Raw genomic sequence first — 17,992 nt, 5'->3', positions numbered from 1 at the left:
GCATGACTCAAGCAATCCAGGAGGCCGGCGCACTGGCGTCGGTCCGCCAGCGCCTCGCGGCTGCCGAGGCCGATGGGCAGACCGAATACGAATGCATGGGCCGCGATTTCGTGGTGCATGAGGGGGTGTTCCCGCCGACCCACTTCCAGTCCACCGGCATCTTCACCCGCCACCTGCCCTACCCACGGGGCGGGCGCTTCCTCGAGATCGGCTGCGGCGCCGGCGTCACTGCCGTCACCGCCGCCCTGGAGGGCTGCCGCGAGGTGGTGGCCAGCGACATCAGCGAGGCCGCCGTGCGCAACACCCGCGCCAATGCGGCGCGGCATGGCGTCACCGGGGTGATGTCGGTCCGCCAGGGCGACCTGTTCAAGGTGCTGGAGGCGGGCGAGCGTTTCGACGTCATCTTCTGGAATTCCAACTTCGTCTTCGTCGAGGCGGAACACGTGTTCGACAAGGCCATCATGCTGGCCTTCTGCGACCCGGGTTACGCCGCCCACAAGCGCTTCCTCGACGAGGCGCCGGACTACCTCGCCGAAGGCGGCCTGCTGCTGATGGGCTTCAGCAGCCAGGGCGATGGCAGCGCGCTGGAGGCGATGCTCGCCGAGCACGGCTACGGCTCGCGGCTGCTGTCCTCGGTGACCGGCCAGGGCGCGGGTGCGCCGCGCTACGACATCCTCCAGCTCCTGCCGGGTGCGCATGCATCCGCAGGCGCCTGACCGGCAGCGACGGAGGCTCATCGTGAGCACAGGCCAGAAGACCCAGCACGCCGCCGTGGCCATCGTCGGCGGCGGCCCCGTGGGGATGATGCTCGCGCTGTTCCTGGACCACCACGGCGTGCCCGTGGTGCTGTTCAACAGCGAGCGCAACACCCGCTGGCACCCCAAGGGCAACACCCACAACTCGCGCACCATGGAGCACTACCGGCGCCTGGGCCTGGCGGAGGCCATCCGCCGCCTCGGCCTGCCCCTGGACCACCCGCGCGACGTCGCCTACTTCACCCGCCTCAACGCCTGGGAACTGGCGCGCCTGGACATGCCGTCCGAGCGCGAACGCATGGCGGCGGCGCGCAGCGCCGAGGACACCGACCAGGTGCCCGAGCCGCTGCTGCGGGCCAACCAGATGTACGTCGAGCGCTTCCTGCTCGAACACATCCGCACCCGGCCCAACATCCAGCTGCGCTTCGGCTGGCGGGTCAGCGGCTTCGAACAGGACGCCGACGGCGTGCGCCTGATCGCCGTGGAAAGCGCCAGCGGCGAAGCCATCGAGCACTGGACCGCCGACTACCTGGTGGGCTGCGACGGTGGCCAGAGCTTCGTCCGTCGCACCCTCGGCATCGGCTACCTGGGGCCGGACGGCTCCAGCGGCGGCTTCCTCAGCGGGCGCATGTTCTCCAGCCATGTGTGCATCCCTGCGCTGCACCGCGACATCCTCGCCGGGCGCAAGGCCTGGATGTACAACGTGGTGGCGCCCGATGCGCGCATGCTGCTGATCAGCCTGGACGGCGAGGACGAGTTCCTGCTCATGACCCAGGCGCGCTCCCATGACGAGATGCCCCAGGACGACCGGGTCATCGCCGCCATCCGCCAGGGCATCGGCGCCGAGGTTGGCGTCGAGGTACTGGCCCACGCCGTCTGGCACGGCGGCTTGGCCCTGGTGGCCGAGCGCTTTTCCGATCGCCGGGTGTTCCTCGCCGGCGACGCCACCCACCTGTTCTCGCCCACCGGCGGCTTCGGCATGAACACCGGCATCGACGGCGCCGCCAACCTCGCCTGGAAGCTGGCCGCCGCGGTGCAGGGCTGGGCCGGTGAAGGATTGCTGGCTTCCTACGAGGCGGAGCGGCGCCCGGTCACCCTGCGCAACACCGAGGCCGCGCGCCAGCTCACCCAACGGGTGGGCAAGGTGGAAGTGCCTGCCGCCGTCGAGGCGCGGGGCACCGAGGGCGAGCGCGCCCGTGCCCGACTCGGTGTTTCGTTGCGTGGCTTCCGTGGCCAGTTCACTTCCATAGGTGTGGAGCTGGGCGCGCGCTACGACGGCTCGCCCATCGTCTGGCAGCAAGGCCAGCCGCCCGAGGACGACCCCCTGCATTACCGGCCCAGCACCGTGCCCGGCGGGCGCTTGCCGCACCTGTGGCTGCCGGCGGGTGAGGGCTCGCGACGCTCGGTATTCGACCTGCTCGGCAGTGGCTTCACCCTGCTGCGCAACGGCCCCGATGCGCCGTCGGTGGAGCGCCTGCGCGATGCCGCCGCCGCCCGTGGCATTCCGCTGACGGTGGTGGAACTGCCGGCCAGCGCCCGTGACTGCTACCGCTGCGGATTGCTGCTGGTGCGCCCCGACCAGCACATCGGCTGGCGCGGCGATGCGGTGCCGGAGGATGCCGGCGCGGTACTGGAAAAACTCGTGGGCCACGGCTGTGCCGTGAGCCCGAAGGATGGCCAGGCGCTGGGTAGCGTCCTGGGTGCGGTTGGCTAGATCAACGACCGGGTCACTGACCCGCAAGGAGGATGTATGAGCTCACTGGAAGCCGGCTTCGACACCGGCGAGATGCTGGAACAGGACCTGCAGTCGGACTACGCCGAGGATGCCGAGGAGAACGCGGCGGCCTTCGCCCTGATCGAGGACGACCCCAACCCGCAAGTGGTCAACGGCGAGCCGGAAGGCGCCTCGATCCGCTTCGTGAAGACCGGCGAGACCACCCGTGGCCGCTACCTGATGGCCAAGGTGGAAATCCCCCCGGGCTCGGGCCCGCCGCTGCACGTGCACACCCGCACGGACGAGTGGTTCTACGCCCCCGACGGCGGCGTGGTGATGCTCATGGGCACCCGCACCTACACCGACATGGACAACCCGCCGGACGTCTCCGGGCGCGACACCATCCGCATGATCCCCATGAAGAAGGGCGCCATGGTCTTCGGCCGGCGCAACCACATCCACGGCTTCCTCAACATCTCCGACAAGACCGTGATGATGTGGCTGGTGTGGACCCCCGACACCCCCGAAGTGACCCTCAAGGATTACTTCGAATCCATCGCCCGGCCGATCCTCCCGGGCGTCCGTGGCGCACGCAACAACCCCATCGTGCAGCTCAAGGCGGTCAGCGAGGCGCGCGACTACGGAATGATGTTCAGCACCGACTTCTGGCAGTACGCCGAGAAGGTGGAGGAGGGCGAGGCGCCCTTCGGCAAGAACCTGGACGGCCTGATCAGGCTGTTCGAATCCGCCAAGCAGGCGTGAAACACGGGACAACCCAACAAGGAACGAGGTGACACATGAGTATTCTGGCGAACAAGACCGCGATCGTGACCGGGGCCAGCTCCGGCATCGGCTTCGAGGCTGCGAAGCTCTTCGCGAAAGAGGGCGCCAAGGTGGTGGCCGTGGCCCGTCGGGGCGAGGCCCTGGAGCGGCTGGTGGACGAGATCACCGCTGCCGGTGGCGTGGCCGTCGCCCTGGTCGGCGACATCAAGGACGAGCAGTGCGTGCGTGAGTCGGTGGCCCTGGCGGTGAGCCGCTTCGGCGGCCTCGACATCGCCTTCAACAACGCCGGTTCCATGGGCGCCCTGGGCGCGGTGACCGATATCTCCCTCGAAGGCTGGCACGACACGATCGACACCAACCTGACCAGCGCCTTCCTCTGCGCGCGCCACCAGATCCCCGAGCTGCTCAAGCGCCCCGGCGCCTCGCTGATCTTCACCTCGTCCTTCGTCGGCCACAGCGTCGGCTTCCCGGGCATGGCCGCCTACGCGGCGAGCAAGGCCGGGCTGGTGGGCCTGACCCGCACCCTGGCGGCCGAGTACGGCGGCCAGGGCCTGCGCGTCAACGTGCTGCTGCCCGGTGGCACCGACACCGAGATGGGCCGCGCCGCCGCCTCCACCCCGGAGCAGAAGGCCTTCGTCGAGAGCATCCACGCGCTCAAGCGCATGGCGCGCCCGGAAGAGATCGCCCAGTCGGCGCTGTACCTGGCCTCCGATGCCTCCAGCTTCGTCACCGGCACGACCCTGTTCGTGGAAGGCGGCGTGACCATCACCCGCACGTGAACCGGCGGGGGCCTCGCGCCCCCGCTCCAGGAAGCCGACCCCGTTCAGGAGCGAACATGAAGAAGCACAACGACTCCCCGTCGCTCGACGCCATCCGGGAGGGCGCAGCCGGCTTCGGCGCCTCCGGCCGTCGCGATTTCCTCACCCGCCTGCTGGCCCTCGGCGCGGGCGCCGGTGCCGCCGGCATGGGCCTGCTGCCCGCCGCCGCCCTGGCCGGTGAGCGCGATGGCCGCCCGGCCCATCGCCTGGACTACGACTACGTGATAGTCGGCGCCGGTTCTTCCGGCTGCCTGCTGGCCGATCGCCTGTCCGCCACCGGCGCCTCGGTGCTGCTGATCGAGGCCGGCAGCCACCGCATCGACCAGCCGAAGGTCCGCGAGGTGGCCCTGTGGCTGCAGAACATCGGCAGCGACACCGACTGGGCCCGCCAGAGCACCGCCCAGGCGCAGCTGGACAACCGCCAGCAGGCCCTGGCCGCCGGCAAGGTGGTGGGCGGCTCCGGCAGCATCAACGCGATGATCTGGCTGCGCGGCGACCCCCGCGACCTGGCCCAGTGGCAACGCCATGTCGGCGGCCCCTGGACTGCCGAGGCGCTGCACCGCGCCTATGACGACATGGCACGCCCGGCCGGCAGCCCCGGTAACGGCCCGTCACGCATCCGCGTCGGCCGCTACGCCGACCCGCACCCGCTCACCGCTGCCTACCTGGCCGCCAGCGGCGACACCGGGCTGCGCACCATCGAACTGAATGCCGGCCGCCCGCTCAATGGCGCCGGGGTCACCGAGGTCAACGCCACCACCGACGGCTACCGGGTCGGCCCGGCCCAGGCCTTCCTGGTGCCGGCCCTGGCCCGCGCCAACCTCAGCGTGCTGGCCGATGCGCTGATCACCAACCTGATCATCCAGGGCAACCGCTGCCGGGGCGTGCGTGCGCTGGTGGACAACGCCCTGGTGCAGATCCGCGCCAACCGCGAAACCATCCTCTGCGCCGGCACCTGCGAGTCGCCCAAGCTGCTGATGCTCTCCGGCATCGGCCCGCTGGACGAGCTGCGCGCCCAGGGCATCCCGGTGCGCCAGCACCTGCCGGCGGTGGGCCGCAACCTGCAGGACCACCTGCTGCTGAGCCTGCAGTACCGCTCCCGGGTGTTCGTGCCGCCGCAGCTCTCCAACGGCGTGTCGACCATGTCGTACTACAGCAACGGCCCGGCGCACCTCGCCCCGGACGTGCAGGTGGCCGGCATGCAGTACCCCTTCGGCCCGCTGCAGGCGCCGGCCGGTGGCTCCTACACGCTGATCCCCTTCCTCGCCAAGCCGCGCAGCCGCGGCCGTGCGCGCCTGGCCGGCACGGACCCGCGCCAGAGCATGCTGCTGGACCCGGGCTACCTCGCCGAGCGCGTCGACCGCGACAACATGGTCTTCGCCCTCGAGCGCGGCCTGGCCCTGGGCGCGAGCCGCGCGCTGGCCGGCTTCAACGGCGGCCTCTACCCGGCCGACCCGCTGCGCACCTACGCCGAGAAGCTCGCCTTCATCGCCCGCAACGCCGGCCCCGGCCTGCACTACACCGGCACCTGCTCCGCCGGCCGCGACCCGGCCAGCAGCGTGGTGGACTCGCGCTTCCGGGTCTGGGGCGTGGACGGGCTGCGGGTGGTGGACGCCTCGGTGATCCCCGAGATGCCGGCGGTGAACATCCACGCCTCGGTGCTCTCGGTCGCCCAGCTCGCCGCGAAGGTACTGGTGGAGGAGCGCCGCTCGCACCCCCACCACGCCACGGCCTGAACCGACGCCCGCGCCCCTGGTGGCGCGGGCCTTCCCAACCCGAACCCGAGGCAACGCCATGAAGACCCTGTTGGCCGAGAAGGCCGAGCTGATCGACAAGAGCGTCGACGCCATGAACACCCACCTGGTGGCCACGGAGCGTTCGCTGCGCGAGAAGGTCGCACTGACCTGCCGCGTGCTCTTCACCCACGGCCATGACTCTGGCCTCGCCGGGCAGATCACCGCGCGCACCGGGGCTCCGGGGCGCTACCTGACCCAGCGCCTGGGGCTGGGCTTCGACGAGATCACCCCGGCCAACCTGCTGGAGGTGGACGAGGACCTGGTGGTGATGGCCGGCGACGGCATGGCCAACCCAGCCAACCGTTTCCATTCCTGGATCTACCGTGCGCGCCCGGATGTGAACTGCATCGTCCACACCCACCCCATGCACGCCAGCGCGCTGTCGTTGCTGGAGCGCCCGCTGAAGGTGGCGCACATGGACAGCTGCATGCTCTACGACGAGGTGTCCTTCCTCGCGCGCTGGCCGGGCGTGCCGGTGGGCAACGAGGAGGGCGAGCTGATCGCCTCGGTGTTGCAGCATCGCCGCGCCGCCCTGCTGGCCCACCACGGCCTGGTGATCGCCGCCCGCAGTGTCGAGGAAGCCTGCGTACTCGCCGTGCAGGTGGAGCGCACCGCGCGCATGCAACTGCTGGCCGAGGCCGCGGGGGAAATCTGTGACATCGACCCGGCCCTGGCCCGCGAGGCCCACGACTGGATCCTCCAGCCCACGCGCAGCCGCGCCACCTTCGACTACTTCGCCCGCCGCGCCCTGCGCGAGCTGCCCTTCTGACCCTTCACTTTCTTCACGAGGTTTCCGTCATGCAGCCATCCCTGCTTTCCAAGAACGCCCTGGTCACCGGGGCCTCCCGTGGCATCGGCAAGGCCACCGCCCTGGCCCTCGGCGCCGCCGGCGCCTATGTGCTGGTGCACTGCAACCGTGGGGTCAACGAGGCCCACGGCGTGGTCACCGAGATCCGTGATCGGGGCGGCCGCGCCGATGTGCTGGTGGCCGATCTCGCCAGCGCTGAAGGGCCGCGCATCCTCGCCGCCGAGGTGGGTGAGCGCGTGCGCCGCCTGGACGTGCTGGTGGCCAGCGCCGGCATCGCCCAGACCGCGACGCTGGAGGAGACCCGCATCGAGGACTTCGATCGGCTGTTTGCGGTCAACGTGCGCGCGCCGTTCTTCCTGGTCCAGCAACTGCTGCCGCTGCTGGGCGAGGGCAGCAGCCTGGTGCTGATCTCCTCCCTGGGCGCGCGCTCGGCGGTGGGGGACATCCCCGCCTACGCCGCCACCAAGGGCGCGCTGGACACCCTGGTGCTGCACTTCGCCCAGGCGCTCGGTGGGCGCGGCATCCGCGTCAACGGCCTGGCCCCGGGGGTGGTGGACACCGAGATGTCCAGCTTCGTGCGCAGCGACGAGGGGCGCGACTTCGTGCTCGGCATCCAGGCCCTGCAGCGCATCGCGCAGCCGGAGGATATCGCCGACGCGGCATTGTTCCTGGCCTCCGACGCCTCGCGCTGGATCACCGGGGACATCCTAAGCGTCGACGGCGGCACCAAGCTGTAACCACGGGCCGCCAGGGGTAGACACCATGAACATGAAGACCGAACTGCCCGCCACCGGGCTCGCCGGCCACGGCGGCTCGTCGAGGAACCTCGAACTCGACCGGCTGCGCGCCATCGCCGTGCTGCTGACCTTCTACGTCCACCTGTACCAGGTGTTCTACCCCTGGACCTTCACCATGCACTACCCCAAGCCCGAGTCGGTGCTCGACCTGTTCGGCAACGCCTGGGCCGGGGTCGACCTGTTCTTCGTGATCTCCGGCTACATCATTTCGCGCACCCTGCTGGAACAGCTGGACGGGTTGCGCAGTGGCGTGCAGCGGGCGGCCTGCATCCGCGCCTTCTACGTGCGCCGGGTGTTCCGCATCCTGCCGGTGGCCTGGCTGGTGGTGGCGCTGGTGATGCTGTTCAGCCTGTTCCTCAACCAGGGCCAGTACTTCGCCCCGCCGGTGTACAACGCCCAGGCGGCGCTGGGCATCTTCACCTACACCTTCAACTTCTGGCTGCCGGACAACAAGATCGCCGGCGGCGTGCCGCTGGCGCCCTACTGGAGCCTGTCGGTGGAGGAGCAGTTCTACCTGTTCTACCCGCTGTTCCTGCTGCTGCTGAAAAGCACCCGCGCGCGGGTGATGGCTCTGGTGGGCGGCTTGCTGCTGGTCAGCCTGGTGCTGCGGCCCTTCAGCCTCTCCGACCCGATGAAGGTGTTCTTCTTCACCCAGACCCGCTGCGACGGGCTGATCTATGGCTGCCTGCTGTACCTGGCCACCACCCAGAGCTGGTTCGAGGCCATCCGTGTGCGTGCCGGCCGCCATCGTTACGCCGGGGCGCTGGTGGTGACGCTGCTGGCGCTGGTGCTGGGCAGCGTCACCGCCATCGGCTTCGGCAACACCCTGGCGGTGCCGGTGGTCTGCGCGCTGTCCCTGGCGCTGGTGTTCATGGCCGCCTGCGAGGGCAACCTGATCGTCTTCCCGCAGCCGCTGCAGTGGCTGCTGGACTACCTCGGCAAGCGCTCCTACACCTTCTACCTGGTGCACATCCCGATGTTCTACCTGACCCTGGAGCTGATGTTCCGCTACACCCGCAGCGAGGGCATCGCCATCACCGACGCGCTCTGGCCGCAGTACACGGCGCTGATGCTGGTGCTGGTGTTCGGCGCCACCGAACTGATCCACCGCACCGTGGAGAAACCCATGATCGCCCTCGGCAAGCGCATCACCGAACGCTCCCGCCTGCCCGCCGAACCGGCCGCGCAAGCCCTGGCGCCCACGCCGGCCCCTTAGGTGCTGGCATGCTGCTGAGGTTGGGTAGGGTGGATGACGCTTCACCCATCCACCGTGCGGGGGCGGGTTTCAATGCAACGCTTCGGGCATAACGGCGTGCCCTGTTCGACCCCGCCTGGTGGAGGTAAAGAGCGACCTCCACCCTACGCAGCGGTCACCTCCACGCGGGGCTCGGAGGACCTTTGTAGGCGCGAATTCATTCGCGATCAGGCGTCATCCTGGGCACCCAGCTCCCCCGCCTTCCACATCCTGTACCGCTCCGGCATGCACACCGCGCAGGGCCGGTAGCCCGCGCTGAGCGCCGTGGCTTCGTCAAGAAAGAACACCCGCTGTGCCCGGTAGCCACCCCGGGCCAGGGCCTGCAGGGCGCTGCGGCAGTCGAGGCGGCCGTAGAGCTTGTTGCGGCGGTGGCCGCCGAGGGTGCCGGGGCGGTTGCTGGCGAAGGGGCGGCCGTCGGCGCCGATCAGGGTCCAGGTTCTGTCCGGCATGGCTCAGTGCCTGGCGGGGAAGTCCAGCTCCAGGCTCAGGCGCTGGCCGCTGCGCACCCGGCTGGTGCCGTGCTTGAGGCCGGCACCGTAGAGCTGGCCGAGGCTGTTGCGCACCGGGCGGCGGCCGGTGCTGAAGAGCACCGCGTCGCCCTGGCGCAGGGGCAGTACCGTGGCGCGCGACTGCATACGTGGGCGCTGTTCGGTGACGACGAATTCGCCACCGCTGAAGTCCTGCCGCGGGCAGGACAGCAGGATGGCGATGCGCAGTGGCAGGGCCGTGCCGTCGCCCTGGCGCAGGTTCAGGTAGTCGCCGGCTTCCAGCCGGCACAGCTGTGCGTCGACTGTGATGCCCTGCAGGGGGTAGCGATGCGCCTCGCCCAGTTCATCGTTCCAGCGATTGGCCAGGCTGGCGAGCTCGGGAGGGTACGCGTCCGCGAACGACGTGCCGGCCGTGGCGATCCACTCGCCACGGCCGGGCTCCGGGGGCGCTAGGCCGGCGCCTGGGGTTTCCGCCAGCCTGCGCCAGTGCTGCACCGCGCCTGCATCCAGCAGGCCGGGCAGCAGGGCGTAGCCGTCGTCTTCCAGGCTGCGGGTGAGTGCCGGCCAGTCCAGCGTCATGGCTGGGCCACGGCCTGCTTGCTGCGAGGGGCCGCGCTGGCATTGGCGGCCTTGGCCGGCTTGGCTTCGCGCAACAGCAGCTCGCGTTTGCGGTCGATGCCCCAGCGGTAGCCGGAGAGATCACCATTGCGCCGTACCACGCGGTGGCAGGGGATGGCCACCGCGATGTGGTTGGCACCGCAGGCCTGGGCCACCGCACGCACCGCCTTGGGCGCGCCGATGCGTTCGGCGATGTCGGTGTAGCTGACGGTGGTGCCTGGCGGGATGTCCCGCAGGGCTTTCCACACCCGCTCCTGGAAGGCCGTACCGCGCACGTCCAGGGGCAGGTTGAGGCCCAGGGAGGGCGCCTCGATGAAGCCGACCACCTGGGCCACCAGGCGCTCGAAATCGGCATCGCCACCCACCAGCTGGGCCTTGGGGAACTGGTCCTGCAGGTCACGCACCAGTTCGTCCGGGTCGTCGCCCAGAAGGATGGCGCAGACCCCGCGCTGGCTTTGGGCGACGAGGATGGCCCCCAGCGAGCACTGGGCCACGGCGAAGTGGATGGAGGCGCCGGCACCGCCATCGCGGTATTCGCTGGCGCGCATGCCGAGCAGCTGGTCCGAGGTTTCGTAGAAGCGGCTGTTGGAGTTGAAGCCGGCGCCGTAGATGGCGTCGGTCACCGAGGTGCCGACATCGCTGAGCTCCTGGCGCAGGCGGCGCGCGCGGTAGGCCGAGACATAGGCCTTGGGGGTCAGCCCGGTTTCGGTCTTGAACACCCGGTGGAAGTGCGAGGGGCTCATGCCCGAGCGCTGCGCCAACTGGTTGAGGTTCAGCGGCGTGTCGGCGGCCTCGATGGCACGGCAGGCCTCGGCGATCAATGAGGTGCGCCGGGCAGCGGTGCTGGTGCGGTCGCCGGCCAGGCTGCGGCTGGCGCGATAGCCGGCGGCTTCGGCGGCGGCCGGGTTATCGAAGAACTCGACGTTCTTGCGGTTGGGCAGACGGGTCGAGGAGCTGGGGCGGCAGTAGACGCCGGTGGTCTTCACCGCGTAGACGAACTGGTCGTCGGCGGCGCTGTCGCGGGCGATGACGGCTGCCCAGCGTTGATCGTCCGTGAGGTAGAGAGCGGTTTCGTGCGGGTTCCTGCTCATGGTGGCTATCCAGAAGTACCGTTGACTATTGCAGGTTAAAACCGAATTCAAACGCAAGAACTCCGGTTCTTGCGTTCGAATCCACCGTGGCTCCGCCGAGGCGTTCCGATGCGGGCGGAGGGGCGCTGGAGGGTATAGATGATGAGCCTCTCCAGCGTCCAGCGCTGCGCGTTCGGTCAGAACAGCGCGGCGGTCTGCGGCTCGGCGGCGAGGGGGCGCAGGGCCTTCTCGTGCTCCAGCAGCCAGCGCTTGCGCTCCAGGCCCCAGGCGTAGCCGCGCAGTTCGCCATTGGCGGCGATCACCCGGTGGCAGGGGATGACCAGGGCGATGGGGTTGGCGGCATTGGCGGCGCCGACGTCGATGGCGGCGCGCGGGTCTTCCAGGCCCAGCTCGCGGGCCAGCTGGCCATAGCTGCGGGTGGTGCCGGCCGGAATGCGCCGCAAGGCCGCCCACACCTGAAGCTGGAAGGGCGTGCCGGTGGGCTCGATGACGAGGTCGTCGAGGGCATCACCGTCGCCTTCGAAGTAGCGGCGCAGGGCTGTGGCTATCTCCTTGGGGGCGGGGATTTCCGGGAGGTCCCGGGGGCTGGGGCGGTCCTTCAGCGAGCGGGTGAGCTGGCGCTTGTAGTCGGCGAAGCCGAGGGCGCAGATGCGGCGTTGTTCATCGGTCACCAGCAGCAGCTCGCGCAGGGGCGAGCTCAGGCGGCTCATCATCAATGTCATGGCAATCTCCTTATCGCAGTCGAGTGACGCTGTGGGGGCGCAGCAGGAAGACTTCCCCGCTGTCCAGGTGCAGCTCGGTCCGGCCCGAATCGTCCGTGTGCCAGCGGGCCTGCCTGGCATCCACCAGTGCCTGGAAGGCACTGATCACCCGCAGGCGCGCGGCCGGGTCACCGGTCGTCGTTCCAACCGCCAGCGTGCCGGCTTCGAACGACGGCAGCGTGCCGCTCTCCCAGGGGTGAAGTGGCATGGTCAGCCCACCCTGTGGGGGCTGTGCGTGAAGGGTGTGTTCATCGTCGTGGCCTCAGCTGGCGTCGTGGAAGATCAGCCCCAGGGTGCGGCGCTGGCCGCTCCTGACCAGGCTGACGCCGTGGCGCATGGCGGCGCGGCGGAAGCCACCGCGCTTGCCGGGTACGGGGCGCAGGTCCACCGGGAACAGCACCGCGTCGCCCTTGCCCAGGGGCACGACCTCTGCCCGTTGCTGGCCGGCGATGTTCTCGGTGAGCACGAATTCGCCGCCGCTGAAGTCCGCATCCGGCGCCGACAGCAGGATCGCCAGCTGCAGCGGGAACACGTGCTCGCCGTACAGGTCCTGGTGCAGACGGTTGTAGCAGCCCGGCCCGTACTGCAGCAGCAGGGGCGTGGGGCGGCGCTGCCCGGCGCGGTGGCAACGGGCGAGAAAGGTGTCGAGCCGCGCGGGGTAGCGGGTGTCGATGCCCAGGCGCTGGTTCCAGCGGTTGGCGATGGCCGCCAGCGGCGGATAGAGGCGATGGCGCAGGCGCCCGAGCAGGGTGGGCAGCGGGTAGGCGAAGTATTTGTACTCACCCCGGCCAAAGCCCTGGCGCTCCATGACGATGCGCGAGCGGAAGCCTTCGTCGCGGCTGTAAAGCGAAGCGAGCTGGGCGCAGGCGGCGTCGTCCAGCAGGCGCGGGATCAGGGCACAGCCATGGGCCTCCAGCTCGGCTTCGAGGGCTTGCCAGTCGAGGCGCTCGAGGCGTTCCAGCGCAGCATCGGGCATGGGGTGTTCGAGGGTGGCGAGCGCGGTCATGGCGTGGAGAAATCCCCGGCGCTGAAGGACAGGCCCACCCGCGCCAGCCGCGAGACGGGGGCGAGGGGGTGGAGTTCGGAGAACAGGCAGGTTTCCGGTTCTTCCTGCTGGTTGCACACCTGCTCGATGCGTTCGAGGAAGCGCGCCAGGTGCGGCGAGGGCTCGCTGTCCGGGCGCAGCAGGTAGGTGGTGAGCACCGAGTCGGGCACCGACAGGGCGCGGGTGACGATCTCGCTGCCGGGCAGGTAGCTCTGCTCGGTGCCACAGATCAGGGCGACCCCGTAGCCGGCCGACACCAGGGCCTGCATGGTTTCGCGGGAGATGTATTGCTCGACGATGTTCAGCGAGGCCTCCTCGGCTTCGCTGAGGTTGGCCTTGAGCATGCGGCTGATCTGCTGGTGCTGGCCTTCGTGGACTTCGGGGTGGCTGAGGATTAGCGGGTGGCGCGCCAACTCCTTGAGCGGGATCTTGCGGTGCGACAGCAGCGGGTGGCGGGCGGGCAGGGCGGCGACCAGGGGGTCGCTCCAGATCGGCCGTACGCACAGGCCATCGATGGCGTTGTCGGTGCGCGCGAAGCCGACGTCGTAGCTGTGGTCGAGCATGCCCTTCACCTGTTGGGCGTGGCTCACCTCGAACAGGCGTATCTCCATTTCCGGCTCTTCCTGGCGGCAGCGCGCCAGCAGGTCGGCGAGTTTTTGCGGGGCGATGCCGTCGGAAACCGCGACCCGCAGCGTGCCGCGAAAGCCCATGGCGACGCCGCGCATGTCCATCCGTGCCTGCTCCAGGGCGGCGAAGATGCGTTTGGTGTTTTCTAGAAAGACGGTGCCGGCCCAGGTCAGTTGAACGCCCCGCGGGTTGCGTTCGAAGAGCAGGGTGTTGAGGTCCGACTCCAGCTCCTTGATGGCCCGCGACAGGGGCGATTGCTCGATGTGCAGGCGCGCCGCGGCGCGGGTGAAGTTCAACTCCTCGGCCACGGCGAGGAAATAGCGAAGATGACGTAGTTCCATGTATGAGTCTCTCCTGTCTGTCATCGACCCTGGTTCCGGGCCGTGCCCGGGTTGCTGCGTTCCTCCAGCCCTTACTGCGTAGTGGTCCTGGTGCGCGAGTGGCCCCGGTGGCGCCTATCCGATGGCGCAAACGCCCTGGCCAGACGCGTTGCGGGGCTCAATATCGGCGTGAAGAGACCGTCCCGCACTCCGTTTCTTGCGGTCGAATCTGCAGGGCGGGAAAGGGCGACGGACGGTGGGGCGGAAAGGGGCTTGGAGCGGCGGGGAGAGGCGAGGGAAGGCCGGCATCGCGAGGATGCCGGCCGGGTGGATCAGTGGAGCTTCAGGCGTGGGTCGGTGCTGCGGCCGATGCGGTCGCTGAGCATCAGCAGCAGGGTGCGGAAGCCACCGTAGAGCGCCATCTGGTGCATGCGGTAGAGCGAGATGTAGAACATTCGCGCCAGCCAGCCTTCGAGCTTGACGCTGCCCATCAGGTTGCCCATGAGGTTGCCGACGGCGCTGAAGCTGGACAGGGAGATCAGCGAACCGTAGTCCTTGTAGCGGTACTCGGGCAGCTCCTGCTGGCCGGCGATGCGCAGCTTCAGCGACTTCACCAGCAGCGAGGCCTGCTGGTGGGCGGCCTGGGCGCGCGGAGGCACGCTGCGGTCGCTGCCGTCGCCCAGGGGGCAGGCGGCACAGTCGCCGAAGGCGAAGATGGCGTCGTCACGGGTGGTTTGCAGGGTGGGTTTGACCACCAGCTGGTTGATGCGGTTGCTTTCCAGGCCGTCCAGGTCCTTGAGGAAGGCGGGCGCGCGGATGCCGGCGGCCCAGACCTTGAGGCTGGCGGGGATCACCTCGCCCTGGGCGGTGCGCAGGCCTTCGGCAGTGACCTCGCTGACCGCGGCACCGGTCATCACGGTGACGCCGAGCTGTTCCAGGGTCTTGTGCACCGGCGCGCTGATGCGCTCGGGCAGCGCCGGCAGGACGCGCGGGCCGGCTTCGATCAGGGTGATGCGCATGTTCTCCGGCTGGATGCTGTCCAGGCCGTAGGCGGCCAGTTCGTGGGCGGCGTGGTGCAGCTCGGCCGCCAGTTCCACACCGGTGGCACCGGCGCCGACGATGGCGACGCTGATCTGGTCGCTATTGCCTTCCCGGGCGTGGGCGCGCAGGTAGTGGCTGAGCAGCTGGCGGTGGAAGCGCTCGGCCTGCTCGCGGGTGTCGAGGAAGATGCAGTGGCGGGACGCGCCTTCGGTGCCGAAGTCGTTGGTGGTGCTGCCGACGGCGATCACCAGGCTGTCGTAGGGCACTTCACGGGCGGGCACCAGTTCGCGGCCGTCCTCGTCGAGGGTGGCGGCAAGCTGGATGGCCTTGCGCGTGCGGTCCAGCCCGCTCATGCGGCCGAGCTGGAACTCGAAGTGGTTCCATTTGCCCTGGGCGACGTAGTTCAGCTCGTTCTCCGTGGAGTTCAAGGAGCCGGCGGCCACTTCGTGCAGCAGGGGTTTCCAGATGTGCGTCAGGTTGGCGTCGGCCAGGATGACCTTGGCCTGGCCTTTCTTGCCCAGGGTTCTACCCAGACGGGTGGCGAGCTCCAGCCCGCCGGCGCCGCCGCCGACGATAACGATACGATGGGTCATGGGAACATCTCACAAGGCTATAAGAATTCTTATGGTCGGCGCCGGGCGAGCGGGGGAGGCTGCTCATAGCACGAGGCGCGCGAGGAGGCGGCTGAGGATGCCGAGCCCGATCACCATCACCAGCAGAATCATCAGCAGGCGCCAGGGTTTGAACGGCTCGCGTTCCACCTGGTGCTGAGGGAGATTCAGGTACTGGTCGACCTTCTGCTGGTCTTCGGGTGTCAGGCGGCTGCTCATGGTAAGCCTCGACGGGGGAATGGGCTCATTCTAGCTGCGTGTTTCGAGAAGGCTCAATCGACGGCGCGAATAATTCGACTGCCGCGTCACAGTCCGATGCCGGCGTCGAAGATCACTGTTCGACCCAGGTTGGCGCGTAAAAATTCCGGGGCATCCGGGTGGGCGAAGAGCACGCGGGCGTAAGTGGAGCCGACGATGGACAGCGAGCGCCAGCCCTGGCGGAGGAATTCGGTGGGCGGCGGGAAGGGGCTGTTGAAATCGGGCACCGAGCGCTTGAGGTTGACGAAGGCGACCAGGTCCAGCTCGTTCAGCTCGAGGCCACGCTCGGTGTAGTTGTGGGCCTTCTTGCGCAGCGTTGGCGCGAGGCGGGCCTGCAGCTCGGCAGTGGCGATGCGCTTGGGCCGGGCTTCGCGGCGTACCAGTTGAGCGAGGGAGAAGGCGCTGCGGCGGCGCTCCAGCTCGGCGCGCCATTCATCATTGAGCCGCCGGCCCTCGTCGAGGACGAAGAACACCTCGAAGGCGGCGTCGCGGAACAACACGTCCGGTGGCTCGCCACCGGTGCTGAAGTCTTCCAGCCGATGGGGCACGTTGAGGGCCTGCAGCAGGCGCTGGCAGACCCAGCGCTCGCGCTCCCATTTGCGTGCGTTGGAGAGGAAGTCGTTGGCCTGTTCCGCCTGGCGGGTGAGCAGGCGCAGGTAGTCGGATTCGTCCATGAGCGGAGCTTAGCCTCGCCGCGCCCGGCTGGGGTAGCCCTACGCGGCATCCGGGCGCGGCGCCCTGTGGCGGGCCTTGGTATAAACTCCGGGCTTGCCCTGGAACCTGCCCATGCCATTGCGCCCCGCGACGCCTGCCGACCACCCCCGATTGCTGGCCCTCTGGAGCCGGACGCCAGGCATCCGCCTGCGCCCGGAGGACGAGTACGCGCCGTTCTGCGCCTATCTCGCACGAAACCCCGGGCTGAGCCTGCTGGTCGAAGCCGGGGGCGAGGTAGTCGCCTGCCTGATGGCCGGGCACGACGGCCGACGCGGCTACCTGCAGCACCTGGTGGTCGACGAGGCCTTTCGCGGGCGCGGGCTGGCCCGGCGGATGCTCGATGAGGTGCTGGCGCGGCTGGCGGAGCAGGGCATCGGCAAATCCCATGTCTTCGTCCTGCGTGATGCACCACAGGCGCTGGCTTTCTGGCAGGCGCAGGAAGGCTGGGGCGAGCGTGGGGACATCCAGGTTTTTTCCACAAGGGGAGCGAGTGAATGAAAGCGGTTTTCGTGGTGGTGCTGATGGCGTGGATGGGGTTTGCCCAGGCGCAGGAGGAGGGTTCACGGCTCGCGCCCTGGACGCTGCTGGACCAGTACGACCAGCCTTACACCCTCGATGACGGGCTGCGGCTGTTGCTGGTGGCCCGCGACATGGACGGCGCGAAGCTGGTCAAGGCGGCGTTGGAGGGGCAACCCAAGGGCTACCTGGAGGCGCGCAAGGCCGTGTTCCTCGCCGATGTGAGCCGCATGCCGGCGGTGATCGCCAAGCTCTTCGCGGTGCCGGCGATGCGGGATTACAACTACCGGGTGATGCTGGACCGTGAGTCCCGCGTGGCGCCTCGTTATCCGGCCGAGGCGGGCAGCGTGCTGCTGTTGCGCCTGGAAGGTGGCGTAGTGCGTGAAACCCTGACCTTCACCGATGCCGCGGCACTGCGCGCCGTTCTCGAGTCCACCGCAGAGTGATCGCGTCCCAGTTGCTCTCCACCACCAGCCTGGGCCTGGGCTGGGCGATCTACCTGCCGGTCATCGCCTGGGCGATCTGGCGTGCGCCCTGGGTCGAGCTGTTCAGCGATACGCGACGCCAGCACCTGCTGTTCGGCACCGTGCTGGCGCTGTTTCTGCTGTGGCTGGTGCGGCGAGATTTCGATTCGGGCGTCTCCTACCACTTCATCGGCATGACAGCGGTGACGCTGCTGCTGGATTGGCCGCTGGCGGTGCTCGGCGGCCTGGTGGCGCAGCTTGGCCTGCTGGCGCTGGGGCGCCAGGACTTCGCCGCGCTGGGCCTAAACGGCGCGCTGCTGGTGCTGCTGCCGGTGCTGGTGACCGAGTGCTGCGCCCTCTGGGTGGAGCGCTATCAACCGCGCAACCTGTTCGTCTACATCTTCTGCTGCGGCTTCTTCCCCGCCGCACTGGCGGCGCTGCTGTGCACGCTGGTGGGGCTGGGCGTGCTCTGGCTGGACGGCATCTTCCCGATGCCGCCCTGGCTGGAGGATTTCGTCGGCTACCTCTGGCTGGTGATGTTCCCCGAAGCCTTTATCAACGGCACCGCGGTGACGGCGCTGGTGGTGTTCTACCCGGACTGGCTGGAGACCTTCAACCGCTCGCGCTACCTGCAGGCGCCCTGGAAGGACGACGAGCCGAAGTGATGGTCGGGAATTCACCGCGGGCATGACGCCTGGCGGCTTGATCCCGG

At 69.2% G+C, this 17,992-nt stretch carries 21 protein-coding genes; 11 read left to right on the top strand and 10 right to left on the bottom strand.

Features of this window, described 5'->3' with window-relative positions; genetic code table 11:
• The first annotated feature begins 2 nt into the window (after window positions 1-2).
• The 8 genes from RTW82_RS13395 to RTW82_RS13360 are packed head-to-tail and all read left to right on the top strand — an operon-like array spanning window position 3 to window position 8,687.
• The gene (locus tag RTW82_RS13395) at window positions 3-716 is read left to right on the top strand and encodes a class I SAM-dependent methyltransferase (RefSeq protein ID WP_316925374.1); all 714 of its coding nucleotides are present in this window, start codon (window positions 3-5) and stop codon (window positions 714-716) included.
• 22 nt (window positions 717-738) lie between these two features.
• The gene (locus RTW82_RS13390; RefSeq protein ID WP_316925373.1) at window positions 739-2,469 is read left to right on the top strand and encodes an FAD-dependent monooxygenase; all 1,731 of its coding nucleotides are present in this window, start codon (window positions 739-741) and stop codon (window positions 2,467-2,469) included.
• A 36-nt stretch (window positions 2,470-2,505) separates the two neighbouring features.
• A complete protein-coding gene (locus RTW82_RS13385) occupies window positions 2,506-3,231 on the top strand; it encodes a cupin domain-containing protein (protein WP_021221812.1) in 726 nt (241 codons plus the stop codon).
• Between the two features lie 35 nt (window positions 3,232-3,266).
• The gene (locus RTW82_RS13380; protein WP_316925372.1) at window positions 3,267-4,031 is read left to right on the top strand and encodes an SDR family oxidoreductase; all 765 of its coding nucleotides are present in this window, start codon (window positions 3,267-3,269) and stop codon (window positions 4,029-4,031) included.
• A gap of 56 nt (window positions 4,032-4,087) precedes the next feature.
• Window positions 4,088-5,806: a GMC family oxidoreductase gene (locus RTW82_RS13375; RefSeq protein ID WP_316925371.1), complete on the top strand. Its 1,719-nt coding sequence runs from the start codon at window positions 4,088-4,090 to the stop codon at window positions 5,804-5,806.
• A 58-nt stretch (window positions 5,807-5,864) separates the two neighbouring features.
• Entirely contained in the window at window positions 5,865-6,635 is a 771-nt protein-coding gene (locus tag RTW82_RS13370) for an aldolase (RefSeq protein WP_316925370.1), read from the top strand.
• A gap of 29 nt (window positions 6,636-6,664) precedes the next feature.
• Window positions 6,665-7,411: an SDR family NAD(P)-dependent oxidoreductase gene (locus RTW82_RS13365; protein WP_021221816.1), complete on the top strand. Its 747-nt coding sequence runs from the start codon at window positions 6,665-6,667 to the stop codon at window positions 7,409-7,411.
• Between the two features lie 25 nt (window positions 7,412-7,436).
• Window positions 7,437-8,687: an acyltransferase gene (locus tag RTW82_RS13360; protein ID WP_316925369.1), complete on the top strand. Its 1,251-nt coding sequence runs from the start codon at window positions 7,437-7,439 to the stop codon at window positions 8,685-8,687.
• A 206-nt stretch (window positions 8,688-8,893) separates the two neighbouring features.
• Here the strand turns inward: RTW82_RS13360 and RTW82_RS13355 are convergent, their stop codons facing one another.
• From RTW82_RS13355 to RTW82_RS13310, 10 genes are all read right to left on the bottom strand, one after another.
• Window positions 8,894-9,175, bottom strand: a complete 282-nt coding sequence (locus RTW82_RS13355; RefSeq protein WP_021221818.1) for an Ada metal-binding domain-containing protein — start codon at window positions 9,173-9,175, stop codon at window positions 8,894-8,896.
• A 3-nt stretch (window positions 9,176-9,178) separates the two neighbouring features.
• Window positions 9,179-9,793, bottom strand: a complete 615-nt coding sequence (locus RTW82_RS13350; protein ID WP_316925368.1) for a 2OG-Fe(II) oxygenase — start codon at window positions 9,791-9,793, stop codon at window positions 9,179-9,181.
• Window positions 9,790-10,923, bottom strand: coding sequence for a bifunctional DNA-binding transcriptional regulator/O6-methylguanine-DNA methyltransferase Ada (ada, locus tag RTW82_RS13345; protein ID WP_021221820.1), 1,134 nt, complete (start codon window positions 10,921-10,923; stop codon window positions 9,790-9,792). Before ada ends, RTW82_RS13350 begins: the two co-directional genes overlap by 4 nt.
• A 176-nt stretch (window positions 10,924-11,099) precedes the next feature.
• The gene (locus tag RTW82_RS13340; RefSeq protein WP_184488617.1) at window positions 11,100-11,645 is read right to left on the bottom strand and encodes a methylated-DNA--[protein]-cysteine S-methyltransferase; all 546 of its coding nucleotides are present in this window, start codon (window positions 11,643-11,645) and stop codon (window positions 11,100-11,102) included.
• A 10-nt stretch (window positions 11,646-11,655) separates the two neighbouring features.
• Window positions 11,656-11,892: a hypothetical protein gene (locus RTW82_RS13335; protein WP_271660073.1), complete on the bottom strand. Its 237-nt coding sequence runs from the start codon at window positions 11,890-11,892 to the stop codon at window positions 11,656-11,658.
• Between the two features lie 54 nt (window positions 11,893-11,946).
• The gene (locus RTW82_RS13330; RefSeq protein ID WP_316925503.1) at window positions 11,947-12,660 is read right to left on the bottom strand and encodes a 2OG-Fe(II) oxygenase; all 714 of its coding nucleotides are present in this window, start codon (window positions 12,658-12,660) and stop codon (window positions 11,947-11,949) included.
• Window positions 12,661-12,686: 26 nt separating this feature from the next.
• Window positions 12,687-13,697 carry a LysR family transcriptional regulator gene (locus RTW82_RS13325; protein ID WP_271660074.1) on the bottom strand — a complete coding sequence of 337 codons (1,011 nt, stop codon included), beginning with the start codon at window positions 13,695-13,697 and terminating at the stop codon, window positions 12,687-12,689.
• A 311-nt stretch (window positions 13,698-14,008) separates the two neighbouring features.
• Window positions 14,009-15,310 (bottom strand): NAD(P)/FAD-dependent oxidoreductase, encoded by a 1,302-nt coding sequence (locus RTW82_RS13320; RefSeq protein ID WP_043244214.1) that lies wholly within the window; start codon window positions 15,308-15,310, stop codon window positions 14,009-14,011.
• Between the two features lie 63 nt (window positions 15,311-15,373).
• Window positions 15,374-15,547 carry a DUF3094 domain-containing protein gene (locus tag RTW82_RS13315; protein WP_316925367.1) on the bottom strand — a complete coding sequence of 58 codons (174 nt, stop codon included), beginning with the start codon at window positions 15,545-15,547 and terminating at the stop codon, window positions 15,374-15,376.
• Between the two features lie 86 nt (window positions 15,548-15,633).
• Window positions 15,634-16,260 carry a DUF1780 domain-containing protein gene (locus tag RTW82_RS13310; RefSeq protein ID WP_316925366.1) on the bottom strand — a complete coding sequence of 209 codons (627 nt, stop codon included), beginning with the start codon at window positions 16,258-16,260 and terminating at the stop codon, window positions 15,634-15,636.
• Window positions 16,261-16,372: 112 nt separating this feature from the next.
• Here RTW82_RS13310 and RTW82_RS13305 point away from each other — a divergent pair, with 112 nt between their 5' ends.
• From RTW82_RS13305 to RTW82_RS13295, 3 genes are read left to right on the top strand one after another with little or no spacing between them, the layout of a single operon-like run.
• Window positions 16,373-16,798 (top strand): GNAT family N-acetyltransferase, encoded by a 426-nt coding sequence (locus RTW82_RS13305; RefSeq protein WP_316925365.1) that lies wholly within the window; start codon window positions 16,373-16,375, stop codon window positions 16,796-16,798.
• Window positions 16,795-17,262 carry an FAD/FMN-containing dehydrogenase gene (locus RTW82_RS13300; protein WP_316925364.1) on the top strand — a complete coding sequence of 156 codons (468 nt, stop codon included), beginning with the start codon at window positions 16,795-16,797 and terminating at the stop codon, window positions 17,260-17,262. The genes RTW82_RS13305 and RTW82_RS13300 overlap by 4 nt, the downstream gene beginning before the upstream one ends.
• Window positions 17,259-17,945, top strand: a complete 687-nt coding sequence (locus RTW82_RS13295; protein ID WP_316925363.1) for an energy-coupling factor ABC transporter permease — start codon at window positions 17,259-17,261, stop codon at window positions 17,943-17,945. Before RTW82_RS13300 ends, RTW82_RS13295 begins: the two co-directional genes overlap by 4 nt.
• The last annotated feature ends 47 nt before the right edge of the window (window positions 17,946-17,992 follow it).

Origin of the sequence: Pseudomonas sp. zfem005 (assembly GCF_032621735.1) — a bacterium.
GTDB lineage: Bacteria > Pseudomonadota > Gammaproteobacteria > Pseudomonadales > Pseudomonadaceae > Metapseudomonas > Metapseudomonas solani.
Note: the sequence above shows the minus strand (reverse complement) of the source record. Positions and strands in the feature narration are given on the sequence as shown.